A 20,317-nucleotide genomic window follows, 5' to 3' on the forward strand; every position below is an offset into this window, starting at 1 on the left:
CTCAGGCCTCCGCGTGAAGGGGCAGGGTGTCCCGGGTGACACAGTCGCGGGCGCTGGCAGCATCGAAATCGTAGCGATCATCACGCAGCGCTTCGAGCAGCTGGACATAGCCCGCGACATGGGCGTCCAGCGCGCCGTCCTTTGGCGCCTTCAGCGCGTGGTACAGCACGTATGGCGGCGTGAAATCCATCTTGCAGAGCGTGGCCGTCTGTTCCATCGGCGCGAGGAAGGTGCGGAGCGGGAAATTCTGGTAGCCCGAAGAAGAATAGGCCTCCTCGGGTCCGGCGGCGGAGACCGCCAGCATCATCCGCTTGCCAGCCAGTTGCGTGCCGTCATGGCCATAGGCAAAGCCGTGCTCCAGCACCAGGTCCAGCCATTCCTTGACCAGCGCGGGCGAGGAATACCAGAAGACGGGGTATTGGAAGAGCAGGATGTCATGCTCCAGCAGCTGCGCCTGTTCCGCGTCGATGCGTATGTCGAAACGGGGATAGCGGGCGTAGAGATCGACGGCGGTGATCCCCTCGATGGCTTGTGCGGCGCGGAACATCGCGCGGTTGACGTGGCTATGCCGATGCCCGGGATGGGCATAGAGGAGCAGAACGCGGGCCATGATGTCTATCCTGTCGCTTGTCCTCTCTGCGTATCGGGTGAGGGGAAGTCTGTCGAGATTTCGCAGGGTGCGGATTGGTCGTGGAATCCGAAAACACTTTCCAAATTGGGCATCGGTTCCGCTTGTGGATCGAGCGGTGAGCCGGCCGCCGCGCGTGCGTCCAATGCAATTCTGTCACAAACGGTTTTTTTGCCTGTTCCGCGATTGTCAGACTGCCTCATTGCGGGGAGTCTGTTTCCTGCAAAAACGGCGCATCAGACGCCGCCGCCGAAAGTGCGGATTGAGGCAGATTGGACGATACCGGGCATGGAGAATGTCCCCAGGAAGGCTTTCGGGCGATCCCGCCCCATAAACGTGCCGCGTCAGCAGCCGCGTCCGTACCTGTTGAGCCATGACGAGCGGAGCGATATCCCGCAGATGCCGGTGGTCGCCGGCGCCTGGTTGCAGACGGCGCTTTCGGCCGAGGCCCGGGTCATGACACCGCAGGGGCCGCGCGCGGCCGGGCTTCTCGAGCGGGGCGACCTTGTCCTTACCGTCGATCATGGCGCCTTGCCGCTGCAATGGGTTGGCCGTCGCGCCCTGAGCATGCGGCAGATGGCCGAACAACCCGCGCTTGCGCCGGTCCTGGTTCCGCGCAATGCGCTTGCCGGAGGAAGCCCGCATCTGGAGCTGCGCCTGTCGCCACTGGCCGGGATCCTGCTCAATCTGCCGGGCGGCCCGCCGGAAGGTGTGCTGATCGAAGCGCGCGAGATGGTCGGGTTGAAGGGCATCCAGGTCGGGCCGGCCCGCCCGGTCACCTATGTTCAGCTCCTGCTCGACCGGCACGCGATCCTTGCCGCGGACGGGCTGGCCATCGAGAGCTTTCATCCCAACGTGCTGGAACCGGAACCGGCGAATAGCAGCCAACGCGCGGAAATTCTTGCTCGTTTTCCGGGGCTCGAACATGATCTGGACCTGTTCGGACCAGAGGCGCGGCTACGGGCGGAGCGGGCGCGGTGAGCCGGCCGGTCAAACATTCGCTGACCCTGTCCGGGCACCGGACCTCGGTCTCACTGGAAGACGAATTCTGGCGCGCCTTTCGCGCCATCGCCCAACGTCAGGGACAGACGATCAACGCGCTCGCTGCGCGGATCGACCGTGAGCGGGGGCTGGAGATGGGGTTGGCCTCGGCGATCCGTCTCTACGTGCTGAAGGATTATCAGCTCCGGTTAGGAGAGGATTAACCGCTCTGCCTCAAGCTGGTGCCATGTGTACCATGGCTGCGAATCTGACGCCGGAGCAGGGGATGCTCCGCTTGTTGAACGCGAAACCGGCCCGGCAGGGCGGTGTCATTCGCGGCGCTCCGCGCCTGTCCGACCAGACCCAAGCCCATGCGGAATTCAGTCGTACCATGCAGCCACAAGGGTGCCTGTCGCGCAGCAGCGGGTGTCGCGTTGTCATGATCTGCAATTGCGCGACAATCCGTTCGAAGCTTTAGAGCCGCACAATCCGCACCACGCCTGACCTGCCGAACCGGCCCTGCGGTCAGCGCGGGTGCAGCTCCAGCCAGATCCCGTCTTTCGCCCGCACTGTCAGATGTGCCACCGGCACTGGCTCCCGCCCCGCGACCGGTGTGATGTGGAAGTTTCGCACCAGCATACCCAGCAGCAGCACCCCTTCCAGCATGGCAAACCCCGCGCCGGTGCAGACGCGCGGACCGGAAGAGAAGGGAATATAGGCTTCGCGCTGGCAGGCCTTCCCATTCTCCGACTTCCATCGGCTGGGATCGAAGGCGTCCGGGTTTTCCCAGAGGCGCGGCTGGCGGTGGAGATGCCAGGGCGAGAGAACGACCTGGCTGCCCTCGGGCACGTCGCGGTCGCGAAAACGCTCGGCCTTCGAGGTCTCGCGCACCATCATCGGCACCGGCGGGTAGAGCCGCAGCGTCTCGCGGAAGACATCGCGCGTGTAGCCCATCTTCGAAACCATCGAGAACCGGGGCAGCCTGGGGTCGATGGCCGCGAGCGCTTCCGCGGCGACACGCTCCTGCACCTCCGGATTGGTGCCGAGCAGATAGAGCGCCCAGGCCAGCGCGGAGGCAGAGGTCTCATGTCCGGCGAGAAAGAAGATCGCCACCTGGTCGACCATTTCCGATGCCTCGAAGATCTCGCCGGTGACCGGGTCGGGCGTGGTCATGATCTTGGTCGCGAGATCGTCCGGCGCTGTGCCCGCCGCGATTTCGGCCTTCCGGTCCTCGGTCAGCTGCGCGATTAGCCCGCGAATCCGCTCGGCGCTCCGGCGTGTGGCCCGCCCGTGGAAGCGCGGAAACCAGCGCGGGATCGGCAGGAAGGCGGCGATATTGACCAGAGGCTGGGTGCGCTGGTAGGCGCGGAACTCCTCGAAGACCTCGGCCGCGACGGTGTGGTCGATGGGGATGGAGAAGAGCGTTCGGAAGATCACGTCTGCCGCGGCGTGGCTTGTCTCCGCCTCGATCTCGACAGGCCCCGTGCCGGCCCGCGCCGAGAGCCGGGCCACGGCCGCTTCGGTCGCTTCCCACATCGCCGGGAAGGCCGCGCGCAGCCGTCCGCCCTCGAAGGCCGGGTCGATGATGCGGCGCTGGCGTTTCCAGGTCTCGCCATTGGTGATGAAGACGGAATTGCCGAGCAGCGGCGCAAGCCCCTCGCGGACCCGGTCGGATTTCGGAAAATCGTCGGGCCGCTCGTTGAGCACGCGTTTGATCAGGTCCGGCTGGTTGATCATGAAAGAGCGGAAGAAGGGCGTGCGGAACTCGGCCATCCAGGCGCGGTAGAGCTTTTCGGGCTGGGCCGAGAGGATATCCTGCCGGAACAGCCGCAGATAGCGCAGCAGCGAGACCTTCTCGGCGCGCGCCCGCGGTTTGGGCGGCAGGCGGTCAGACATCGCGCAGCTCCATCGTCCGTTGTTTCGACACCACATCGCGCTTGGCGCTCGGGCTCGGCTTGCGATGCCCCAGCCTCTGGGCCAGCGTTTGCGGGCCGGCGGTGATGCGGAAATAGTCGTAATCGTTCGGCCGGTCGAAGGCGCAGAGATATTGGAAATGCAGGCGGAAGAAGCGCCAGCGCAGTTCCTTCCAGCGTTCCGGGCTCAGGGTCTGGGTGAAGGCGCCGGAGAGAATGAGCGGCCAACGCTGGTTTTCCGGGGCGACGCCGGAGACGGCCACCGGGTCGGTCAGCGCGAAGGCGCAGCCATCACCGGGCGCGGTGACGTCGATCCAGGTCAACCGGTCGGAGGCGGAGAGGAAGTTCAGATCCGCGCGCAGCCGCGCCGCTGTCGGCAGCAGCGAGACCATCGGGATCACCTGTCCGACCGTGAGCAGGGAGAGCACCGGCCCGCCTTCCGGCGCACGCCCGCCGCGGATCAGGTCCGACAGCATGGAGACGGCGATATGGGCGCCAGAGGAATGGGCGACGACCAGCACCTCGTCGAAATTGCCCGCCATGGCCTCGGCCAGCACCTCCTCGAACTCCTCAATGCGGGCTTCGAGCGCGGGCGGGTTGGCGCCGCCGATCTCGGAGGAAAAGGCATAATTGTGAAGCAGGTAGCGGGCGAGGATGAGATTGTCATGCCGCGCGAAGAAGCTCAGGACCGGACGCACGGCCAGCAGCCCGGCCAGCCCCGCCCACCAGGGCGCGACAAGCGCGATCGCCCAGCCGATGCTCCACGCGGCCAGCAAGGCAATCAGCATCTGCAGCGTCAGGAATGTCGCCGGGTAGAGCGCCGCGATGCCCGGCCCCTTGCTCAGGCGCATCACGCCGCGCAGCGCGCCGGAGCGGCCATAGACCCAGAGCGTGCGCACGGCCTGCAGATAGGTCTGGAAAAGACCACGCTCCATCGACCCCTTGACGATATCGGACCAGGCCAGCAGCGAGATGTCAGCCTCGACCCGCGCTCCCTCGATCTCGCCGGTCACATGCCAGGAATAGAGGTCGCGTCCGTTCTGCCCTTCGATCTCGATGGAATAGCCGGAGATGGCGGCCTGGTCGCGCGCTTCCGTCCGGTAAAGCTCGCGATAGCGGCGGGCGTGGAACGGGTCATAGCCCGGCACGTAGATCACCCGGCGGCGGCGCACGGGCCCCGCGGCGGTTCTCTCGGCGGGCAGGGTCTGGTTCATCGCCACTTCTAGTCATGCAACGGGGCGGATTTGAAGAGCGGTTCGCGCGATGGCGACAATGATGCAGGCCGGGGTCTGTTTGGGTCACCCTGCCGGCCGGAAATCCGGCTTCAGACTGTGTCTGGGGCAGGGATCGGTGCGGTGGAGAACCGGCAGGCAGGAATTAAACCGAGCGCCGCCGCTCCGATCCAGCTGTCTCACCCGGGGCCGCGCACGAAAAAGGCCGGGCAATCAGCCCGGCCTTCCGCGTCCTGGTCTTCTCCGGATCAGCCGAGAGCGGCGACGCCGGGCAGTTCCTTTCCTTCCATCCATTCGAGGAAGGCGCCACCGGCGGTGGAGATATAGGTGAAGTTCTCGGCCGCACCCGACTTGTTGAGTGCCGAAACCGTGTCGCCGCCACCGGCCACCGTCTTCAGCTTGCCCTCGGCGGTCAGAGCGGCTGCCGCAAGAGCTGCGTCGAAGGTGCCCTTGTGGAAAGGCTCGATCTCGAAAGCGCCCAGCGGGCCGTTCCAGATCAGGGTCTTGCACGCGGCGAAAACGCCTTTGAGAGCTTCAACCGTGGCCGGGCCCGCATCGAGGATCATCTTGTCGGCCGGGCATTGGTCGACAGGCAGGGTCTCGTTGGCAGCGCCGGTCGCGAACTCACCAGCAACGACGATGTCGATCGGCAGGTGGATCGTGCAGCCGGTTGTCTCGGACTTCTCGAGGATCGCGCGGGCGGTGTCGGCCATGTCGCGCTCCGCCAGCGAGGTGCCGATCTCGACGCCCTTGGCAACAAGGAAGGTGTTGGCCATGCCGCCACCGATGACGAGATGGTCGACCTTCTCGATCAGGTTGGAGAGCAGCTCCAACTTGGTCGAGACCTTGGCACCGCCGACAACAGCGACGACGGGGCGCTCGGGCGTCCCGAGGGCGGCTTCCAGCGCCGAGAGCTCGGCGGCCATAAGACGGCCGGCAGCGGCGGGCAGGGCGCGAGCCATGGCTTCGGTCGTGGCATGGGCGCGGTGGGCGCAGGAGAAGGCGTCATTGACATAGATATCGCCGAGCTTCGCCAGCTTGGCCGCGAATTCGGGGTCGTTCTTGGTCTCTTCGGGGAAGAAACGTACGTTTTCGAGCAGCAGGATCTCGCCATCCTTGAGGTTGGCGGCAGCGGCTTCGAAATTCTCGGCAGCGAACTTGACCGGCTGGCCGAAGGCGGCTTCCAGCGCCGGAACGATCTGGCCCAGGCTCAATTCCGGGACAACCTGGCCCTTGGGGCGGCCGAAATGGGCCATCAGCACCGGCTTGCCGCCAGCGGCAAGGACGTCCTTGACGGTGGGCACAATGCGGTCGATGCGGGTCGTATCGGTGACGACGCCATCCTTGACGGGGACGTTGATGTCGACGCGGATCAGCACTGTCTTGCCGGCCATGTCCATGTCGTCGAGGGTCTTCCAGCTCATGAGAATGCTCCTTGGATGAAGTTGCCGTTGCAATACCGCAAGCGCTAACGCGCAGCTATGGGGTTTCGGTTTCCGCTAACGCGGTTTAGGGTCGCGCCGACAGCGCGGGAGGCATACCCGCCATGCGAAAGAAGGAAGGAACGAGACATGGCCGAGATCAAGGATCCGGAAAACACCGTCATCATCGAGCTGAAAGAAGGCAACGTGGTGATCGAGCTGCTGGCGGACGTCGCGCCGAAGCATTCGGAGCGCATGAAGGAGCTGGCCCGTTCTGGCGCCTATGACGGTGTGGTCTTTCACCGCGTGATCGAGGGCTTCATGGCCCAGACGGGCGATGTGCAGTTCGGCAAGTCGACCGGCGATATCCGCATGGCTGGCCGCGGCGGCTCCGAGCTGTCGGACCTGCCGGCGGAATTCTCCAAGCTGCCTCACGCGCGCGGCACGCTTGGCGCGGCCCGATCCCAGAGCCCGGATTCGGCCAATTCGCAGTTCTTCATCAACTTCTCCGACAATGACTTCCTCAACGGCCAATACACCGTGTATGGCCGGGTCATCGAGGGTATGGAGCACGTCGATGCGATCACCCGTGGCGAGCCGCCCGCGAAGCCGGACACAATGATCTCCGTGAAGGTGGCTGCCGATGTCGCGTGATCGCTGGATCGCAGGCGGGATCTTTGCCGCCGGGGTTTCGCTCGTGCTGGGCTATGCCGCTGTCGAGCTGGGCGCTGTATCGCCCGCGATGGCAGCCGAGGACGGGCCCGGCCCGAACCTGGTTCTGGAGATTGCCGGCGAGGCCAACGGGACGGTTGTGATCGACCTGCTGCCCGACGTGGCCGCGAAGCATTCCGACCGGCTGGTGTCGCTGGCCGAGGGCGGCGAGTATGACGAGGTGGTGTTCCACCGCGTGATCGACGGCTTCATGGCCCAGACCGGCGACGTGCAGTTCGGCAAGGCCGGGGGCGACACACGCCAGGCCGGGACAGGCGGCTCCAGCCAGCCCGACCTGCCGGCGGAATTCTCGGACGTGTCCTTCGACCGGGGTGTTGTCGGCATGGCGCGCTCGCAAAACCCGAACTCGGCCAACAGCCAGTTCTTCATCATGTTCGCGCCCGCGCCGCATCTGAACGGCCAGTACACGGTCGTCGGGCGGGTGATCGACGGGATGGACGTGGTCGATTCCATCAAGAAGGGAAGCTCTGCTGCCAATGGCGCGGTGAAGAACCCGGACCGGATCGTGAAGGTCACGGTCGAGCGCTGAGGGCGCCCGAACGAAACAGAACGGCCGGCAGACCCCTGGGTGTGCCGGCCGTTTTCTTTGGCGTTTCTGCGCAGCGTTTTGCTTCGCTTTGAGCTGGAAACGGCGATCAGGACAGAGCGCAAACGGGCACGGAGTTGAGCCGAAGGCGCCGTGCCAGCCCACGGTCCGGCGCAGGCACAGCTCGAGATTCTCTCCGTCGCGACTGTAGAATACCTGCCTTTTGTCCGTTTTTTGACCACACACACAGGAAACGTCAGGCTTCAGCCCGGGCTTCTCTCCATATCATCGCCTCCAACCTTCCCAATGCCGAGCCCGTCGCGCTAGACCGGGCGCATGACAGATACAGCCCGCATCACGCTTCAGACCCCCATTCGTTTCGACGACCCGCTGCCGGACGCCGTTGATACGGTCATTATCGGCGGCGGGGTGATCGGCGTTTTCACCGCGCTTTACCTCGCTGAAGCGGGGCAGTCGGTCCTGCTCTGCGAGAAGGGGCGGGTGGCTGGCGAGCAATCCTCGCGCAACTGGGGCTGGATCCGGCAACAGGGGCGCGACGAGGCCGAGTTGCCGCTGATGATCGATGCGCTGAGACTTTGGAAAGAGGTCGATGCGCGTCTGGACGGGGCGTGCGGGGTGAGGACGGTCGGGGTGAGTTACCTGACCACGCAAAAATCCGACCTGGCGCGCTACGAAACGTGGGTCGAGACGGCGCGGCGTCATGGTCTGCAGTCGCGAATGCTGAACGCCGGGGAGGTGGTTGCGCTCTTTGGAGGGCGCGCCCGCGAGCGCTGGATCGGCGGCGTGACCACGCCCTCGGATGCACGGGGCGAACCGTGGAAGGCCGTGCCGGCGGTGGCGCGGCTGGCGCAATCGGTCGGGGTCCGGATCGCCGAGAATTGTGCCGTACGCCGGCTGGAGCTGGCCGGGGGGCAGCTTCGCGGCGTTGTGACCGAGGCGGGGCGCGTGGCCTGCGACCAGGTCGTGCTGGCGGGCGGCGCCTGGTCTTCGCTCTTCCTGCGCGCGCACGGGCTGAACCTGCCGCAGCTTTCGGTCCGCGCCACGGCGTTGCAAACCCATCCGATGTCGGATTTCGCGCCCGGCAATTCGGTCGATGAGGGGCTGGCAATGCGTCGGCGGGAGGATGGCGGTTACACGCTTGCGCTCGGCGACCGGCATGGTTTCTTCCTCGGGCCGGACGCGCTGCGACACCTGCATCGCTACATGCCGCTGATCCGGGACAGCTTTGCCCATACCGATCTGGAACCGGGCGCGCCGACCGGTTTCCCCGATTCCTGGCGGACCCCGCGCGGCTGGGCGGCCGAGGAGGAGACGCCCTTCGAGCGGATGCGCGTATTGGAGCCGGAGCCGGTGGCCGATCATATCGGGCTGATGCTGTCGCGCTTCGCTGAAAGATTTCCCTCCATCGGCACGCCCATAGTCCGCGACAGCTGGGCCGGGATGATCGACACGATGCCTGATGTCGTCCCGGTGATCGACCGGGCGCCGGGCCTGCCGGGGCTGATCGTGGCGACGGGGATGAGCGGACACGGGTTTGGCATTGGCCCGGGCGTTGGCCGGGCGCTGGCGCGGATGGTGACGGGGCAGGGGCCGGAGCACGGGCTCGCGCGCTTCCGCTATGCGCGGTTCACCGATGGGACGCGGCTGCGGCGCGGCCCCTCGCTCTGATTGCGGCTCTTCACGCGAAAACGCATTCCGTGACGCCTGCGTGAGCGGGGCTGTGCAGGCGCGCCTTGCGCTGGCAGGCTGGAGAGGCCGAACAGGAAGGACAGCCCATGCGCCTCGCCCCGTTGCTTCTCGCCGCCGCGCTCTGCGCCGCGCCGCTTGCCGCCAGTGCCAATCCCGATTTCTGGAAACAGGAATGGCCCCGGACAGATTTTTCCCGGACCAGCATCGAAAACTGGGTCGAGATCATCTCAGGCGGACCGCCACGGGACGGTATCCCGGCGCTTTCGGATCCGAGGTTCATGGAGGTCGCACAGGAGAGCCGGATCGGCGGGCGCGAACCGGTGATCACGCTCGAGATCGAGGGTGCCCGGCCGCGCGCCTACCCGATCCGCTACCTGACCTGGCATGAGATCGTGAATGACAGCGTGGGCGGCATTCCGGTGGCGGTGACCTTTTGCCCGCTGTGTAATTCCGGCCTGACCTTCGATCGGCGGGTTGGCGGCGAGGTGCTGGAATTCGGCGTCTCGGGCAAGCTGCGCAACTCCGACATGATCATGTTTGACCGCGAGACCGAGAGCTGGTGGCAGCAGGCCATCGGCACGGGGATTGTCGGCGTCCACACGGGCACCGAATTGCGGCAAATGCCGAGCTGGATGGAGAGCTGGGATGAGTATCGCAGCCGCAACCCCGACGGGTTGGTCATGGCCGAGCCGGACTATAACCGGTCCTACGGGCGCAACCCTTATTCCGGCTATGACAGCTCCGCGCGTCCCTTCCTCTATAGCGGCGAGTTGCCGCCGCATGGCATCGCGCCACTGGCCCGCGTGGTCCGGGTCGGCGACCGCGCCTGGCCGGTGGCGCGGCTGGCGCGGGCCGAGGAGATCCGCGAGGCCGGACTGGTGCTGAGCTGGCGGGCGGGGCAGGCCTCCGCGCTGGACAGCCAGTCAATCGCGCGCGGGCGGGATGTCGGTTCGATCCGGGTGAGGGACGGAGATGGCACGGACGTGCCGCATGACGTGCTTTTCGCCTTCGCGTTCCATGCCTTCTATCCCGAGGGGGAATGGATGCTGAAATGAGAGGGGGGCGGCCGCGAGAAACCAGCTCTCCCCAGCCATCGCTAGCAAAAAAAGGCGCGCGGAGATCCGCGCGCCCTTCATCCGGATGTCGCTGCCCGTCCGATCAGGGGATGAAGCGACGATATTTCGTTCCGCCAAGCGTCGCGCCGGCGATCAGACCTGCCTGTGCAAAGACCAGTGCGACGATCGGTTCCAGCGTCGTCAGCGTCTCGGCAGAGAGGTTGCCGCCCTGGTCGACCAGCGCATATTCGGCATCGGCACCAACGGACCAGCCATGCGAGGTGCGGAAGCTTTGAAGCGCGTCTGCGGTCATGAAGAAGAGCGCATGGGCATATTGCTGGGCGCCGATCTGGAAGCCGACATTGGCCTGCAGCGCCTCGTAGTAATCCACGGTGGAATTGTTGATCCGCAGGGCGCCTGTCCCGTAGCTGCCGCCGACGCCGAACCCGGCCTTGGTGATCAGCGGCATGTAGAGCACGCCCGTTGCCTTTTGCTCGAGCTGCGCCGTGCCGGGATAGGTCGAGAAGAGGAAGGAGCGCGTTGCGTCAACGCGCTGGTCTATCCGCGACCCGCCCTGGGAGTTCACGCCATTGGCGCATCCCGCCAACGCGGCGGTTCCGGCCGCAGCCGTTGCGAGAAAGCCGCGTCGAGAGAGAAAGGTGCTTGTGTCCATGAGACTGCCCCTGGTTGCCTGAATTGCCTCGGTTCCGGCGCTTCGGCCGGTTGACCGCGTTATACGCCTTTCTGGCGCGGCTGTCACGCGGTGCTGTATGGGGCCTGTTGGGCTGGGCGAGCCTTTGCCTGTTGGGGATGTCGAAAGGGCGCGGCCCAGAGGAATGGTCCGGTTCGACAGAAGCCAAGGGGACCGTTGTGGGCAGAGCGCTGATCGGCACGGAGCTAGGCGAAGCCGCCGTGCCAGCCCACGGTCCGGCGCTGGAACGTCTACCACTGGTGCATTTTCGGTCGTAGCGAACGGCCGCAAACTCCGCGAATCCGGCCAAGCTGCTTTGCGACGCCCTCCAAAGGAAAACGGGCGCCCTGAAGAGCGCCCGTTCTGTCCGTCAAGAGGTTCGATCAGGTCAGACGAAACGGTTGATATAGTTCTCCAGCCGTTCCTGCCGTCCCGAGCGCGGCTGCGGATTGATATCCTCGGCCTCAACCCGCGCTGCGATGCTCTCAAGCGTGCCGGAGGTCAGCATGGCCTTGTTCACATCGGTGTCCCAACCGGCGTAGCGGGCATCGCGGGCTGCTTCGAGACCGCCATCTTCCAGCATTGCCGCTGCCGCCTTCAGCCCGCGTGCGCAGACATCCATCGCGCCGACATGGCCGGCGATCAGGTCCTCGGCGTCGAGCGACTGGCGCCGCAGCTTGGCATCGAAATTCGTGCCACCGGTGGTGAAACCGCCCGATTTCAGGATCTCGTAATAAGCCAGCGCCACTTCCGGCACGTTGGTCGGGAACTGGTCTGTGTCCCAGCCGGACTGGTAGTCGTTCTTGTTCATGTCGATGGAGCCGAGGATGCCGAAGGCGGCGGCCATGGCCAGCTCATGCTCGAAGCTGTGCCCGGCGAGGATCGCGTGGCCCTGCTCGATATTCATCGCCACTTCGCCTTCGAGGTCGAACTCCTTGATGAAGGAATAGACCGTGTTCACATCGTAATCGTACTGGTGCTTGCTTGGCTCCTGCGGCTTGGGCTCGATCAGGATCAGCCCGTCAAAGCCGATCTTCTTCTTGTACTCGACCACCATCTGCAGGAAGCGGCCGGCCTGGTTGCGCTCTTTCACCAGGTCGGTGTTGAGAAGCGTCTCGTAGCCCTCGCGGCCCCCCCAGAGCACGTAGTTCTGCCCGCCGAGCTTCAAGGTCGCGTCCATGCAGGATTTCACCGTTGCCGCGCACCAGGCGAAGACATCCGGGTCCGGGTTGGTCGCCGCACCGGACATGAAGCGCCGGTCGGTGAACATGTTCGCCGTGCCCCAGAGCAGCTTGGTGCTGGAGCCTTCCATCTTCTCGGCGAGATAGTCGATGATCTCTTCGAGATTGCGTTTGTACTCGGCGAAATTGCTACCGCCGGGGCAGATATCGGCGTCATGGAAGCAGAAATAGGGCTGGCCGAGAATGTCGAACATCTCGAAGGCGGCATCCGCCTTGAGCTTCGCATTGGCCATGTTGTCCTGCGGATACCAGGGCCGCTCGAAGGTGCGCCCGCCAAACGGGTCGCCGCCTTCCCAGGCGAAGCTGTGCCAATAGGCGACTGCGAAGCGGAGCTGGTCTTCCATCCGCTTGCCCATGACCATCTCGTCCGGGTTGTAGTGGCGGAAGGCGAGGTCGCTATCGCTGGTGGGATTGTATATGACCGGTGCGATACCGTCGAAGAAGTTTGTCATGAGAGACCTCTGAGGGCTTGGTAGCTGTCGCGATAACGCGCATGCGCATCGGCGAAAGCGGATTTGAGTTCCTTGACCGGCTCGACCACCTTGGAGATTTCCGGGATCGTCGCGATCTCGGCCCCGGCACCAGTGGCCGCCATGAGCGCGAGGCGTGCCGCGCCGAAAGCGCCGCCGAAATCGCCGGCCACCGGCACCTGCACCGGCATGTCGAGCGATGTGGCGATGGCTTGCAGCCAGTAAACCGAGCGCGACCCGCCGCCCACGGCGATGAGTCGTTCGAATTTCGTGCCGGTTGAGGCCAGCGCGTCATAGCTGTCCTTCACGGCATGGGTCACGCCTTCGAGCACGGCAACGGCGCCGGCAGCCTGATCGGTGGCGTGTTCCAGCCCGGTAAAGGCGCCGCGGATCTGGGCGTCGTTATGCGGGGTCCGTTCGCCGCCAAGATAGGGCAGGAACATCGCCCGGCCCGGACGGCGCAGCTCGCCCAGAGTGCCCGTGAGCGTCGCCGCATCCGAGCCGACGAGGTTCGCGTACCAGTTCAGCGCATCGGTGGCCGCGAGGATCACGCCCATCTGGTGCCATGTGTCGGGCAGGGCGTGGCAGAAGGTGTGCACGGCCGTGGCCGGGTCCGGCTGGTAGGCATCGGAGGCGGCGAAGAGCACGCCCGAAGTGCCGAGCGAGATGAAGGCCTCGCCCGCGTTGACGACTCCCACGCCAACGGCGGAGGCGGCATTGTCCCCGCCGCCACCGGCGACCACGACATTGCCCGGAAGGCCCCAGCGATCTGCCAGTTCCTTGCGCAGCGTGCCAGAGGCCGCCGCGCCTTCGACAAGGCTCGGCATGTGGTCGCGGCTGAGATCGGAGCCGGCCAGCAGTGCGTCCGACCAGTCCCGCTTGCCGGTATCGAGCCAGGAGGTGCCGGCCGCATCCGACATCTCGGACACGTATTCGCCCGTCAGCCAGAGCCGGAGGTAGTCTTTCGGAAGCAGAACTTTTGCCAGCTTGTCAAAGACTTCTGGCTCGTTCTTCTGAACCCACATTACCTTTGGTGCGGTGAAGCCCGGGAAGACGATATTGCCGGAGATTTCGCGCCAGAGCGGGGCGGCGTCGAGCGCCGCGGCCTCTTGGTAGGAGCGCGTGTCGTTCCAGAGCATACAGGGGCGCAACACGTCATCGGCCGCGTCCAGCAGCGTGGCGCCATGCATCTGGCCCGAGAGCCCGATGCCCTTGACGCCCGCCAGCGGGGACGCGGCGGCCAGCCCGTCCATCGCCGCCGAAGCTGCCGCCAGCCAATCCGCCGGCGCCTGTTCCGACCAGCCCGCGGCAGGGCGTGAGACGGTAAGCGGCGCCGTGGCTTCGGCGATGACCTTCTGGTCTTCGTCGATCAAGAGCGCCTTGAGACCCGATGTCCCGAGGTCCAGACCGATAAACATTACTCCACTCCATTCTCCGGGTTCTTGCCCAGGATGATCATGCCGAGGATGTCATCCTCGGAGACTTCATCGACCCGCACCGTGCCAACCAGCTTGCCGTTCTTCATCACCGAAGCGCGGTCGCAGAGCGCCTTCACCTGGTGGATGTCATGGTCGATCAGCAGGATGCCGAGCCCCTGCGCCTTCAGCTCGTCGATGAGGCGGGCCACCATGGCCGTCTCCTCGACGCCGAGCGCCGCAGTGGGTTCGTCCATAATCAGGATCTTGGCGTTGAAATAGACCGCACGGGAGATGGCGACGGATTGCCGCTGGCCGCCCGAGAGCCCCGAGACCGGCGTGTGGAAACGCTGGAAGTTGGGGTTGAGCCGGTTCATGATCTTGCGCGTTTCCGACTCCATCTTGGCGTCGTTCACGAGGCCAAGCGGGGTCACCAATTCGCGTCCCAGGAACAGGTTGGAGGCGGCGTCGAGATTGTCCGCCAGCGCAAGGGTCTGATAGATCGTCTCGATATTGTAGGAGCGCGCATCGCGCGGGTTCTCGATATGCGCCTCCTCGCCATTGATGAGGATCTGGCCGCTGTCGCGCGGATAGGCGCCCGACAGCATCTTCATCAGCACCGATTTGCCGGCGCCGTTATGGCCGAGAACACCGACAACCTCGCCGGGGTAGAGATCCAGAGAAACGTCGTCCACGGCGTGGATGCCGCCGAAGCTCTTGCGCATGTTGCGCAGTTCCAGAAGAGGCGTGCCGCGATTTGAGGTATCAAGTGGCATGGGTCAGTCTCCCGTCCGCTTGCGATAGAGGATGTCGACATAGACCGCGAAGACCAGCACGATACCGACGACGATGTTCTGGTAGGGCGCTTCGACGCCGACCATGGCCATGCCCGATTGCAGCGACTGCATGATCAGCGCGCCGAGGATGGCGCCGTAGATCGTGCCGAAGCCGCCCGAGAGGGCCGTGCCGCCGATGACCGCCGCCGCGATGACGCGAAGTTCGTCCAGCGTGCCGATATCATTGGTGTGATAGGTCAGGCGCGCGGAGGCAACGACCGCCGAGATGGCGCAGAGAAAGCCGACAATGGCGAAGATCTTGACCGTCAGCAGCTTGGTGTCGATGCCCGAGAGCTGGGCCGCTTCGGGGTTACCGCCAGTGGCGAAGATATAGCGGCCAAGGCGGGTGCGCTGTGCGACCACGGTCATGACCAGGGCGACGATGATCAGGATGATCACCGAGTAGGGGACACCGTAGACCTCTGTGTAGCCTTCCGGCATTTCCTCGCCGCGGGCCGCGAATTCGCGGGCCAGCTTGCGGACCGGGATCTCATAGGAGTTGAGGATCCAGACGAAGCCGAGAATGGTGCCGGAGACGACGCCGGCAATGGTCAGTTCGGCCCAGACGGGCTTGACCGGGAAGCCATGCGCGACTTTCGAGCGCCGTGCGTTGAAGAGCAGGTAAAGGGAGAAGCCTGCGGCAAGGATGCCGAGGACCCAGGAGCCGGTGGCGCCGAGCGTGCCGGAAATACCGCCGAGCTTGAGATAGGTCGGGTCGAGCGGGCCGAGGGTCTGGCCGCTGGACAGGTGCCAGGCGACGTTGCGCCAGACGAAGAGGCCGCCCAGCGTGACGATGAAGGCAGGGATCGTCAGATACCCGATCAGCCAGCCATGGAAGGCGCCGATCGCCGTGCCGACGACGATGCCGACGAGAATCGCGATGGGAGCGATGATGCCGGAGCCAAGCTCGATGCCGAGGATGTTTGGCAGCCAGGCGGTCATGGCCATACCCATGAACGCCGAACAGGTGGCGAGCAGGGCGCCGACGCTGAGGTCGATGTGGCGGGTGACGATGACGAAGACCATGCCGGTTGCCATGATGGCAACGGAGACGGTCTGGATCGTCAGGTTGAAGATATTGCGAGGGGTCAGGAACCGGCCGCCCGTCCAGATATCGAAGACAACGCAGATGACGACGAACGCACCGATCATGCCAAGCAGTCGGGTGTCGAGTTCAAGCGTGTCGAGGATATTCCGGCGGGATTGCTGCGGCAGGTCGCTCTTTGCGTTCTGGTCAGCCATGTGTGGCGCTCTCCGGGATGCGCGTTCCGATTGCCCCCGCCGTGATCGGCGGGGGCTGTTCGCTTCAGTTACGTGAGTGTGGGTCAGTTACAGGGGGCCGGGCCGTTCTCGACGCCCTGGCAGAGCTTGTCGACCGCGATCCATCCGGCATCGGTCACGAAGCTGAGGTTCTCCTGGGTTACCGGAACCGGGGCCAGGAACTTGGCGGTCATGGTCACGCCATCGGGTGAGGTCCACTCTGCCGCGCCGTCGACATCGGCCATGGCGGTGCCGCCAGCCAGCGCAACAGCGATTTCCGCGGCGTTGCGGCCGAGATCACGGGCGTCCTTGAAGACAGACACCGTCTGGGTGCCCAGGGCAACGCGGTTCAGCGCGGCATGGTCGCCGTCCTGACCGGAAACCGGGATGCCTTCCATGCCCTGAGCGGTCAGGGCTGCGACAACGCCACCGGCGGTGCCATCATTGGAGGCGACAACGGCGTCGACCTTGTTGTCTTGCGCGGTCAGGATCTGTTCCATGTTGCGCTGTGCATTGGCCGGCAGCCAGCCGTCGGTATAGGCTTCGCCGACGATGGTGATGTCGCCGCTGTCAACAGCCGCCTGGATGATTTCTTGCTGACCGCCGCGCAGGAAGTCTGCGTTCGGGTCGGTGGGCGAGCCCTTGATCATCACGTAGTTGCCCTTGGGCATGGCGTCGAAAACAGCGCGGGCCTGCATGCGGCCAACCTCGACATTGTCGAAGGTCAGGTAGAAGGCGCGCGGATCGGCGACCAGACGGTCATAACCGACAACCGGAATGCCCTCATCCGCAGCAAGCGCCACGGCGGGGATGGCGGCCTCGGTGTCCTGCGCCAACAGGATCAGCGCGTCGATGCCCTGCGCGATCAGCGCTTCGACATCTGCAAGCTGCTTGGAGGCGGACGATTGGGCGTCGGCCGAAACATAGGTGGCGCCAGCGGCTTCAAGAGCGGCGACCATGGCGGCCTCGTCCGTCTTCCAGCGTTCTTCCTGGAAATTCGACCAGGACACGCCAACGGTCAGGCCCTCGGCCAGCGCGGTGGTGGTGAAGACGGTGCTCAGCGCGGCAGCCGCTATGAAAAGATTACGCATGAATTCCTCCCGAATTTTGCCCTGCGTGTTGGGCGGCGGTCCACGAGACTCCCCCTTGGGCCGCTCCGATAAAAAGATTGACCGAATTAATTTATTTGTCAAAATAAAAATCACCTCAGTATGCGGTGTTCGGCCAGAATTCGGGCAAAACCTGTGCTGTTTTGCGTGTTTGCGGTCACATCTTCTGCGGTGCAGAAAGGTATTTTATTGGTGGAGTGAAGGAAATATGCAGGGATTTGCCGAAGACTCTGACAAGATCACTCTGCCCGGAGCGGGCTGTGGCCCGATCGTTCCGGCCCATGATTCGTCCGCGCCACCGCTGCGCCAGCAGGTTTTCGACTGTGTCCGCTCGCAGGGTCAGATCCCGCGCGTTGACGTGGCCAAGCATCTCAATGTGAGCCCCGCCTCGGTCTCGACCCTCGTGTCCGACCTGCTCGGGGCCGGGTTGCTGAGCGAGGTCGAAGCGCCGCGAGAGCCAGGTGGGCGCGGGCGTCCGCCCGTGGCGCTGGCGGTGCGGCCAGAAGCAGGGTTCGTCGTCGGGATCAAGCTCAGCGACCAGACCCATTCCGGCGTGATCATCGACTTCGCCGGTCGGACCGTTGTCGAGGCGAGTCTGAACCGCCCAAGCCTGCGCTCGGAGATCGAACTTCTCGTCGAAGAGGCGGAGAGCCTTCTGCGGTTGTTGCTGGACAAGGCCGGAATGGAGCGGGCGCAGCTTTCGGGGGTCGGGCTCGGTGTCCCGGGCATTGTCGATCATGCGCGCGGGATGGCGCTCTGGTCGCCGATCATCCGCGGCACGGAGCTGCCGATCGCCGAACTGATGTCGTCGCGGCTCGGCCTGCCGGTGCAGGTCGACAATGACGCCAACCTGCTGACGCTGGCCGAGCTCTGGTATGGCGCCGGGCGCGGTCTGGCCGATTTTGCCGTGATCACGCTGGAATACGGCGTCGGCATGGGGCTGGTGATGGATCACAAGCTCTATCGCGGCGCCCATTCGGTCGGCATGGAGCTCGGCCACACGAAGGTGCAGCTTGACGGGGCGCTCTGCCGCTGCGGCCAGCGCGGTTGCCTGGAGGCCTATGTGTCGGACTATGCGCTGGTGCGCGAGGCTTCCGTGGCGCTGGACCTGCACCGGACGGCGTCCGGCTCGGCACAGGTGATCCTCGAGAGCCTCTATGACCAGGCCAAGGCCGGCAACGAGGCGGCACGGACGATCTTTCGACGGGCAGGACGGTTCCTCTCGGCCGGGATTGCCAATGTCATCAACCTCTTCGATCCATCGCTCGTGATCCTGTCGGGCGCGCGGATGAAATACGACTATCTCTATGCCGAGGACGTGCTGGCCGAGGCGCGGGCGCTGACGCTGAACAAGGCGCGGGCGCTGCCGCGGATCGAGGCCAATGCCTGGGGCGACCTTGTCTGGGCGCGTGGCGCGGCGACGCTGGCGCTGTCGGCGGCGAGCGAAGCACTCGTGGGGGAGGCCGGGCAATGAGGGTAGTCACTCTTCTGGCGCTGATGGCGCTGCCGGCGGCGGCGGAGGTCAGTTTTGTCGATGAGCGCGCCGCCCTGCCGGTCGAGCATGTCTATGCGGGCGGATGGGAGCATTTCGTCGGCGGCGGCGTGGCGGTGTTCGATTGCAATGGCGATCACCGACCGGAGATCTATGCCGCCGGCGGCACTGCACCGGCGCGGCTGTTTCTCAACCGGATCACAGCGCCGGGCGAGGAGTTTGCCTTCGGGCTTGGAGAGGGGATGCCCGAGTTGACCGGCGTGACCGGTGCCTATCCGCTCGATATCGACGATGACGGGATCCTCGATCTGGCCGTGCTGCGGGTTGGAGAGAACAAGCTGCTGAAAGGGCTTGGCGCGTGCCGCTTCGAGGAGGCTGGTGCGCGGCTCGGCTTCGAGGGCGGCGATCGCTGGTCCACTGCCTTCTCCGCGACCTGGGAGACGGGACATCGCTTCCCGACCCTCGCAATCGGCAATTACGTCGACCGCGACGAGCCGGACGGGCCTTTCGAGGCCTGCGATGTCAACGAGTTGCACCGTCCCGACGGCGACCATTATGGTCCGCCGATGATCCTGGAGCCGGGATTCTGCGCGCTCTCGATGCTGTTCTCGGATTGGATGCGGGAGGGCCGGGCGGATCTGCGCGTCTCCAATGATCGGCATTACTACGTGCGCGCGGGCGAGGAGCAGATGTGGCGCATGGAGGGCGAGCCGCGCCTGCTGGGCGAGGAAGACGGCTGGACGCGGATTTCCATCTGGGGAATGGGCATCGCCAGCCGAGACATTTCCGGCGATGGCCGGCCCGACCTCGTGCTGACCTCGATGGCGGACCAGTTGACGCTGCTCTCGGAGGGGCGCTCGGGCTACGAACAGGCGCCGTTTTCGATCGGCACCTTCGCGCAACGGCCCCATATCGGCGAGGACGGCCGCCCCTCGACCGGATGGACGGCGCAGTTCGGTGACGTGAACAATGACGGGCGCGACGATCTCTTCATCGCCAAGGGTAATGTCGACCAGATGCCGAGCAATGCCATCAACGATCCGAACAACCTTCTAATCCAGCAGGCGGATGGGAGCTTCGTGGAGCGGTCTGTCGAGGCTGGCGTGGCGACGCAGGATCGCGCGCGCGGCGCGGCGCTGGCGGATTTCGACGGCGACGGGTTGCTGGACCTCGTGGTGATCAACCGCCGGGCGCCAATGGAGCTTTATCGCAATGTCTCGGACGGGGCAGGGCGCTGGATCGCGCTGCGCCCGCGCCAGGTCGGGGTGAACGACTTCGCCGTCGGCGCCTGGATCGAACTACGTCTGCCCGATGGGCGGATCGTGGCGCGCGAGGTCACCTCGGGCGGCGGGCATGGCTCGGGCCGGTCGGTGCCGGAGCATTTCGGGCTGGGGGCGCTGGAGGAGGTTGAGCTGCGTGTGATCTGGCCTGCGGGCGAGACCGGCGACTGGGTCACGGCCAAGGCGGGACGGAGCTACCAGGTCTGGAGACAATCGGGTGGGCAGGTGGAGCTGCGCGAGATCGACTAGGAGATCTTTGAAGAGCGTTCTACGGACAATGTCGCAAGTCGTTGCGGCCACAAGACGTTCCAGCGGTAGCCATGTC

At 65.2% G+C, this 20,317-nt stretch carries 18 protein-coding genes; 8 read left to right on the forward strand and 10 right to left on the reverse strand.

From position 1 onward, the window contains the following. Nucleotide 1: 1 nt before the first annotated feature. The gene (locus R3X27_RS09395) at nt 2–610 is read right to left on the reverse strand and encodes an NAD(P)H-dependent oxidoreductase (protein WP_317708593.1); all 609 of its coding nucleotides are present in this window, start codon (nt 608–610) and stop codon (nt 2–4) included. A gap of 306 nt (nt 611–916) precedes the next feature. Between R3X27_RS09395 and R3X27_RS09400 the strand changes: the two genes are divergently transcribed. After that, nucleotides 917–1,609, forward strand: coding sequence for a Hint domain-containing protein (locus tag R3X27_RS09400; protein WP_317708594.1), 693 nt, complete (start codon nt 917–919; stop codon nt 1,607–1,609). Beyond that, nucleotides 1,606–1,833: a ribbon-helix-helix domain-containing protein gene (locus R3X27_RS09405; RefSeq protein WP_317708595.1), complete on the forward strand. Its 228-nt coding sequence runs from the start codon at nt 1,606–1,608 to the stop codon at nt 1,831–1,833. Before R3X27_RS09400 ends, R3X27_RS09405 begins: the two co-directional genes overlap by 4 nt. 301 nt (nt 1,834–2,134) lie before the next feature. Here the strand turns inward: R3X27_RS09405 and R3X27_RS09410 are convergent, their stop codons facing one another. The 3 genes from R3X27_RS09410 to R3X27_RS09420 all read right to left on the reverse strand — a co-directional run bounded on the left by R3X27_RS09410 (nt 2,135) and on the right by R3X27_RS09420 (nt 6,178). Then, nucleotides 2,135–3,505 (reverse strand): cytochrome P450, encoded by a 1,371-nt coding sequence (locus tag R3X27_RS09410; protein WP_317708596.1) that lies wholly within the window; start codon nt 3,503–3,505, stop codon nt 2,135–2,137. Continuing rightward, nucleotides 3,498–4,736: a hypothetical protein gene (locus R3X27_RS09415; protein WP_317708597.1), complete on the reverse strand. Its 1,239-nt coding sequence runs from the start codon at nt 4,734–4,736 to the stop codon at nt 3,498–3,500. Before R3X27_RS09415 ends, R3X27_RS09410 begins: the two co-directional genes overlap by 8 nt. A 266-nt stretch (nt 4,737–5,002) precedes the next feature. After that, entirely contained in the window at nt 5,003–6,178 is a 1,176-nt protein-coding gene (locus R3X27_RS09420) for a phosphoglycerate kinase (protein WP_317708598.1), read from the reverse strand. A gap of 147 nt (nt 6,179–6,325) precedes the next feature. On the opposite strand from R3X27_RS09420, the gene R3X27_RS09425 reads away from it, so the two are divergent. The 4 genes from R3X27_RS09425 to R3X27_RS09440 all read left to right on the forward strand — a co-directional run bounded on the left by R3X27_RS09425 (nt 6,326) and on the right by R3X27_RS09440 (nt 10,198). Continuing rightward, nucleotides 6,326–6,829 (forward strand): peptidylprolyl isomerase, encoded by a 504-nt coding sequence (locus tag R3X27_RS09425; protein WP_317708599.1) that lies wholly within the window; start codon nt 6,326–6,328, stop codon nt 6,827–6,829. Beyond that, nucleotides 6,819–7,436: a peptidylprolyl isomerase gene (locus tag R3X27_RS09430; protein ID WP_317708600.1), complete on the forward strand. Its 618-nt coding sequence runs from the start codon at nt 6,819–6,821 to the stop codon at nt 7,434–7,436. Before R3X27_RS09425 ends, R3X27_RS09430 begins: the two co-directional genes overlap by 11 nt. A 333-nt stretch (nt 7,437–7,769) precedes the next feature. After that, nucleotides 7,770–9,122 (forward strand): FAD-binding oxidoreductase, encoded by a 1,353-nt coding sequence (locus tag R3X27_RS09435; RefSeq protein ID WP_317708601.1) that lies wholly within the window; start codon nt 7,770–7,772, stop codon nt 9,120–9,122. A 107-nt stretch (nt 9,123–9,229) separates the two neighbouring features. Next, the gene (locus R3X27_RS09440; RefSeq protein WP_317708602.1) at nt 9,230–10,198 is read left to right on the forward strand and encodes a DUF3179 domain-containing protein; all 969 of its coding nucleotides are present in this window, start codon (nt 9,230–9,232) and stop codon (nt 10,196–10,198) included. Nucleotides 10,199–10,301: 103 nt separating this feature from the next. Here R3X27_RS09440 and R3X27_RS09445 read toward each other — a convergent pair whose 3' ends face one another. The 6 genes from R3X27_RS09445 to xylF all read right to left on the reverse strand — a co-directional run bounded on the left by R3X27_RS09445 (nt 10,302) and on the right by xylF (nt 17,202). After that, a complete protein-coding gene (locus R3X27_RS09445; protein WP_317708603.1) occupies nt 10,302–10,871 on the reverse strand; it encodes a YSC84-related protein in 570 nt (189 codons plus the stop codon). A 406-nt stretch (nt 10,872–11,277) separates the two neighbouring features. Beyond that, on the reverse strand, nt 11,278–12,582 hold the full coding sequence (xylA, locus tag R3X27_RS09450) for a xylose isomerase (protein WP_317708604.1): 1,305 nt from the start codon (nt 12,580–12,582) through the stop codon (nt 11,278–11,280). Continuing rightward, nucleotides 12,579–14,018 (reverse strand): xylulokinase, encoded by a 1,440-nt coding sequence (xylB, locus tag R3X27_RS09455; protein ID WP_317708605.1) that lies wholly within the window; start codon nt 14,016–14,018, stop codon nt 12,579–12,581. The genes xylA and xylB overlap by 4 nt, the downstream gene beginning before the upstream one ends. Continuing rightward, nucleotides 14,018–14,791 carry an ATP-binding cassette domain-containing protein gene (locus tag R3X27_RS09460; protein WP_317708606.1) on the reverse strand — a complete coding sequence of 258 codons (774 nt, stop codon included), beginning with the start codon at nt 14,789–14,791 and terminating at the stop codon, nt 14,018–14,020. Before R3X27_RS09460 ends, xylB begins: the two co-directional genes overlap by 1 nt. Before the next feature lie 3 nt (nt 14,792–14,794). Continuing rightward, entirely contained in the window at nt 14,795–16,093 is a 1,299-nt protein-coding gene (locus R3X27_RS09465; protein WP_317708607.1) for a sugar ABC transporter permease, read from the reverse strand. Nucleotides 16,094–16,176: 83 nt separating this feature from the next. Further along, on the reverse strand, nt 16,177–17,202 hold the full coding sequence (gene xylF, locus R3X27_RS09470) for a D-xylose ABC transporter substrate-binding protein (protein WP_317708608.1): 1,026 nt from the start codon (nt 17,200–17,202) through the stop codon (nt 16,177–16,179). 226 nt (nt 17,203–17,428) lie between these two features. On the opposite strand from xylF, the gene R3X27_RS09475 reads away from it, so the two are divergent. Then, nucleotides 17,429–18,694, forward strand: a complete 1,266-nt coding sequence (locus R3X27_RS09475; RefSeq protein WP_317708609.1) for an ROK family protein — start codon at nt 17,429–17,431, stop codon at nt 18,692–18,694. Then, nucleotides 18,691–20,241, forward strand: a complete 1,551-nt coding sequence (locus R3X27_RS09480; protein ID WP_317708610.1) for a CRTAC1 family protein — start codon at nt 18,691–18,693, stop codon at nt 20,239–20,241. Before R3X27_RS09475 ends, R3X27_RS09480 begins: the two co-directional genes overlap by 4 nt. Nucleotides 20,242–20,317 lie beyond the last annotated feature (76 nt).

The sequence above is a fragment of the Tropicimonas sp. TH_r6 genome, from assembly GCF_033101155.1.
In the GTDB taxonomy this organism is placed as follows: domain Bacteria; phylum Pseudomonadota; class Alphaproteobacteria; order Rhodobacterales; family Rhodobacteraceae; genus Tropicimonas.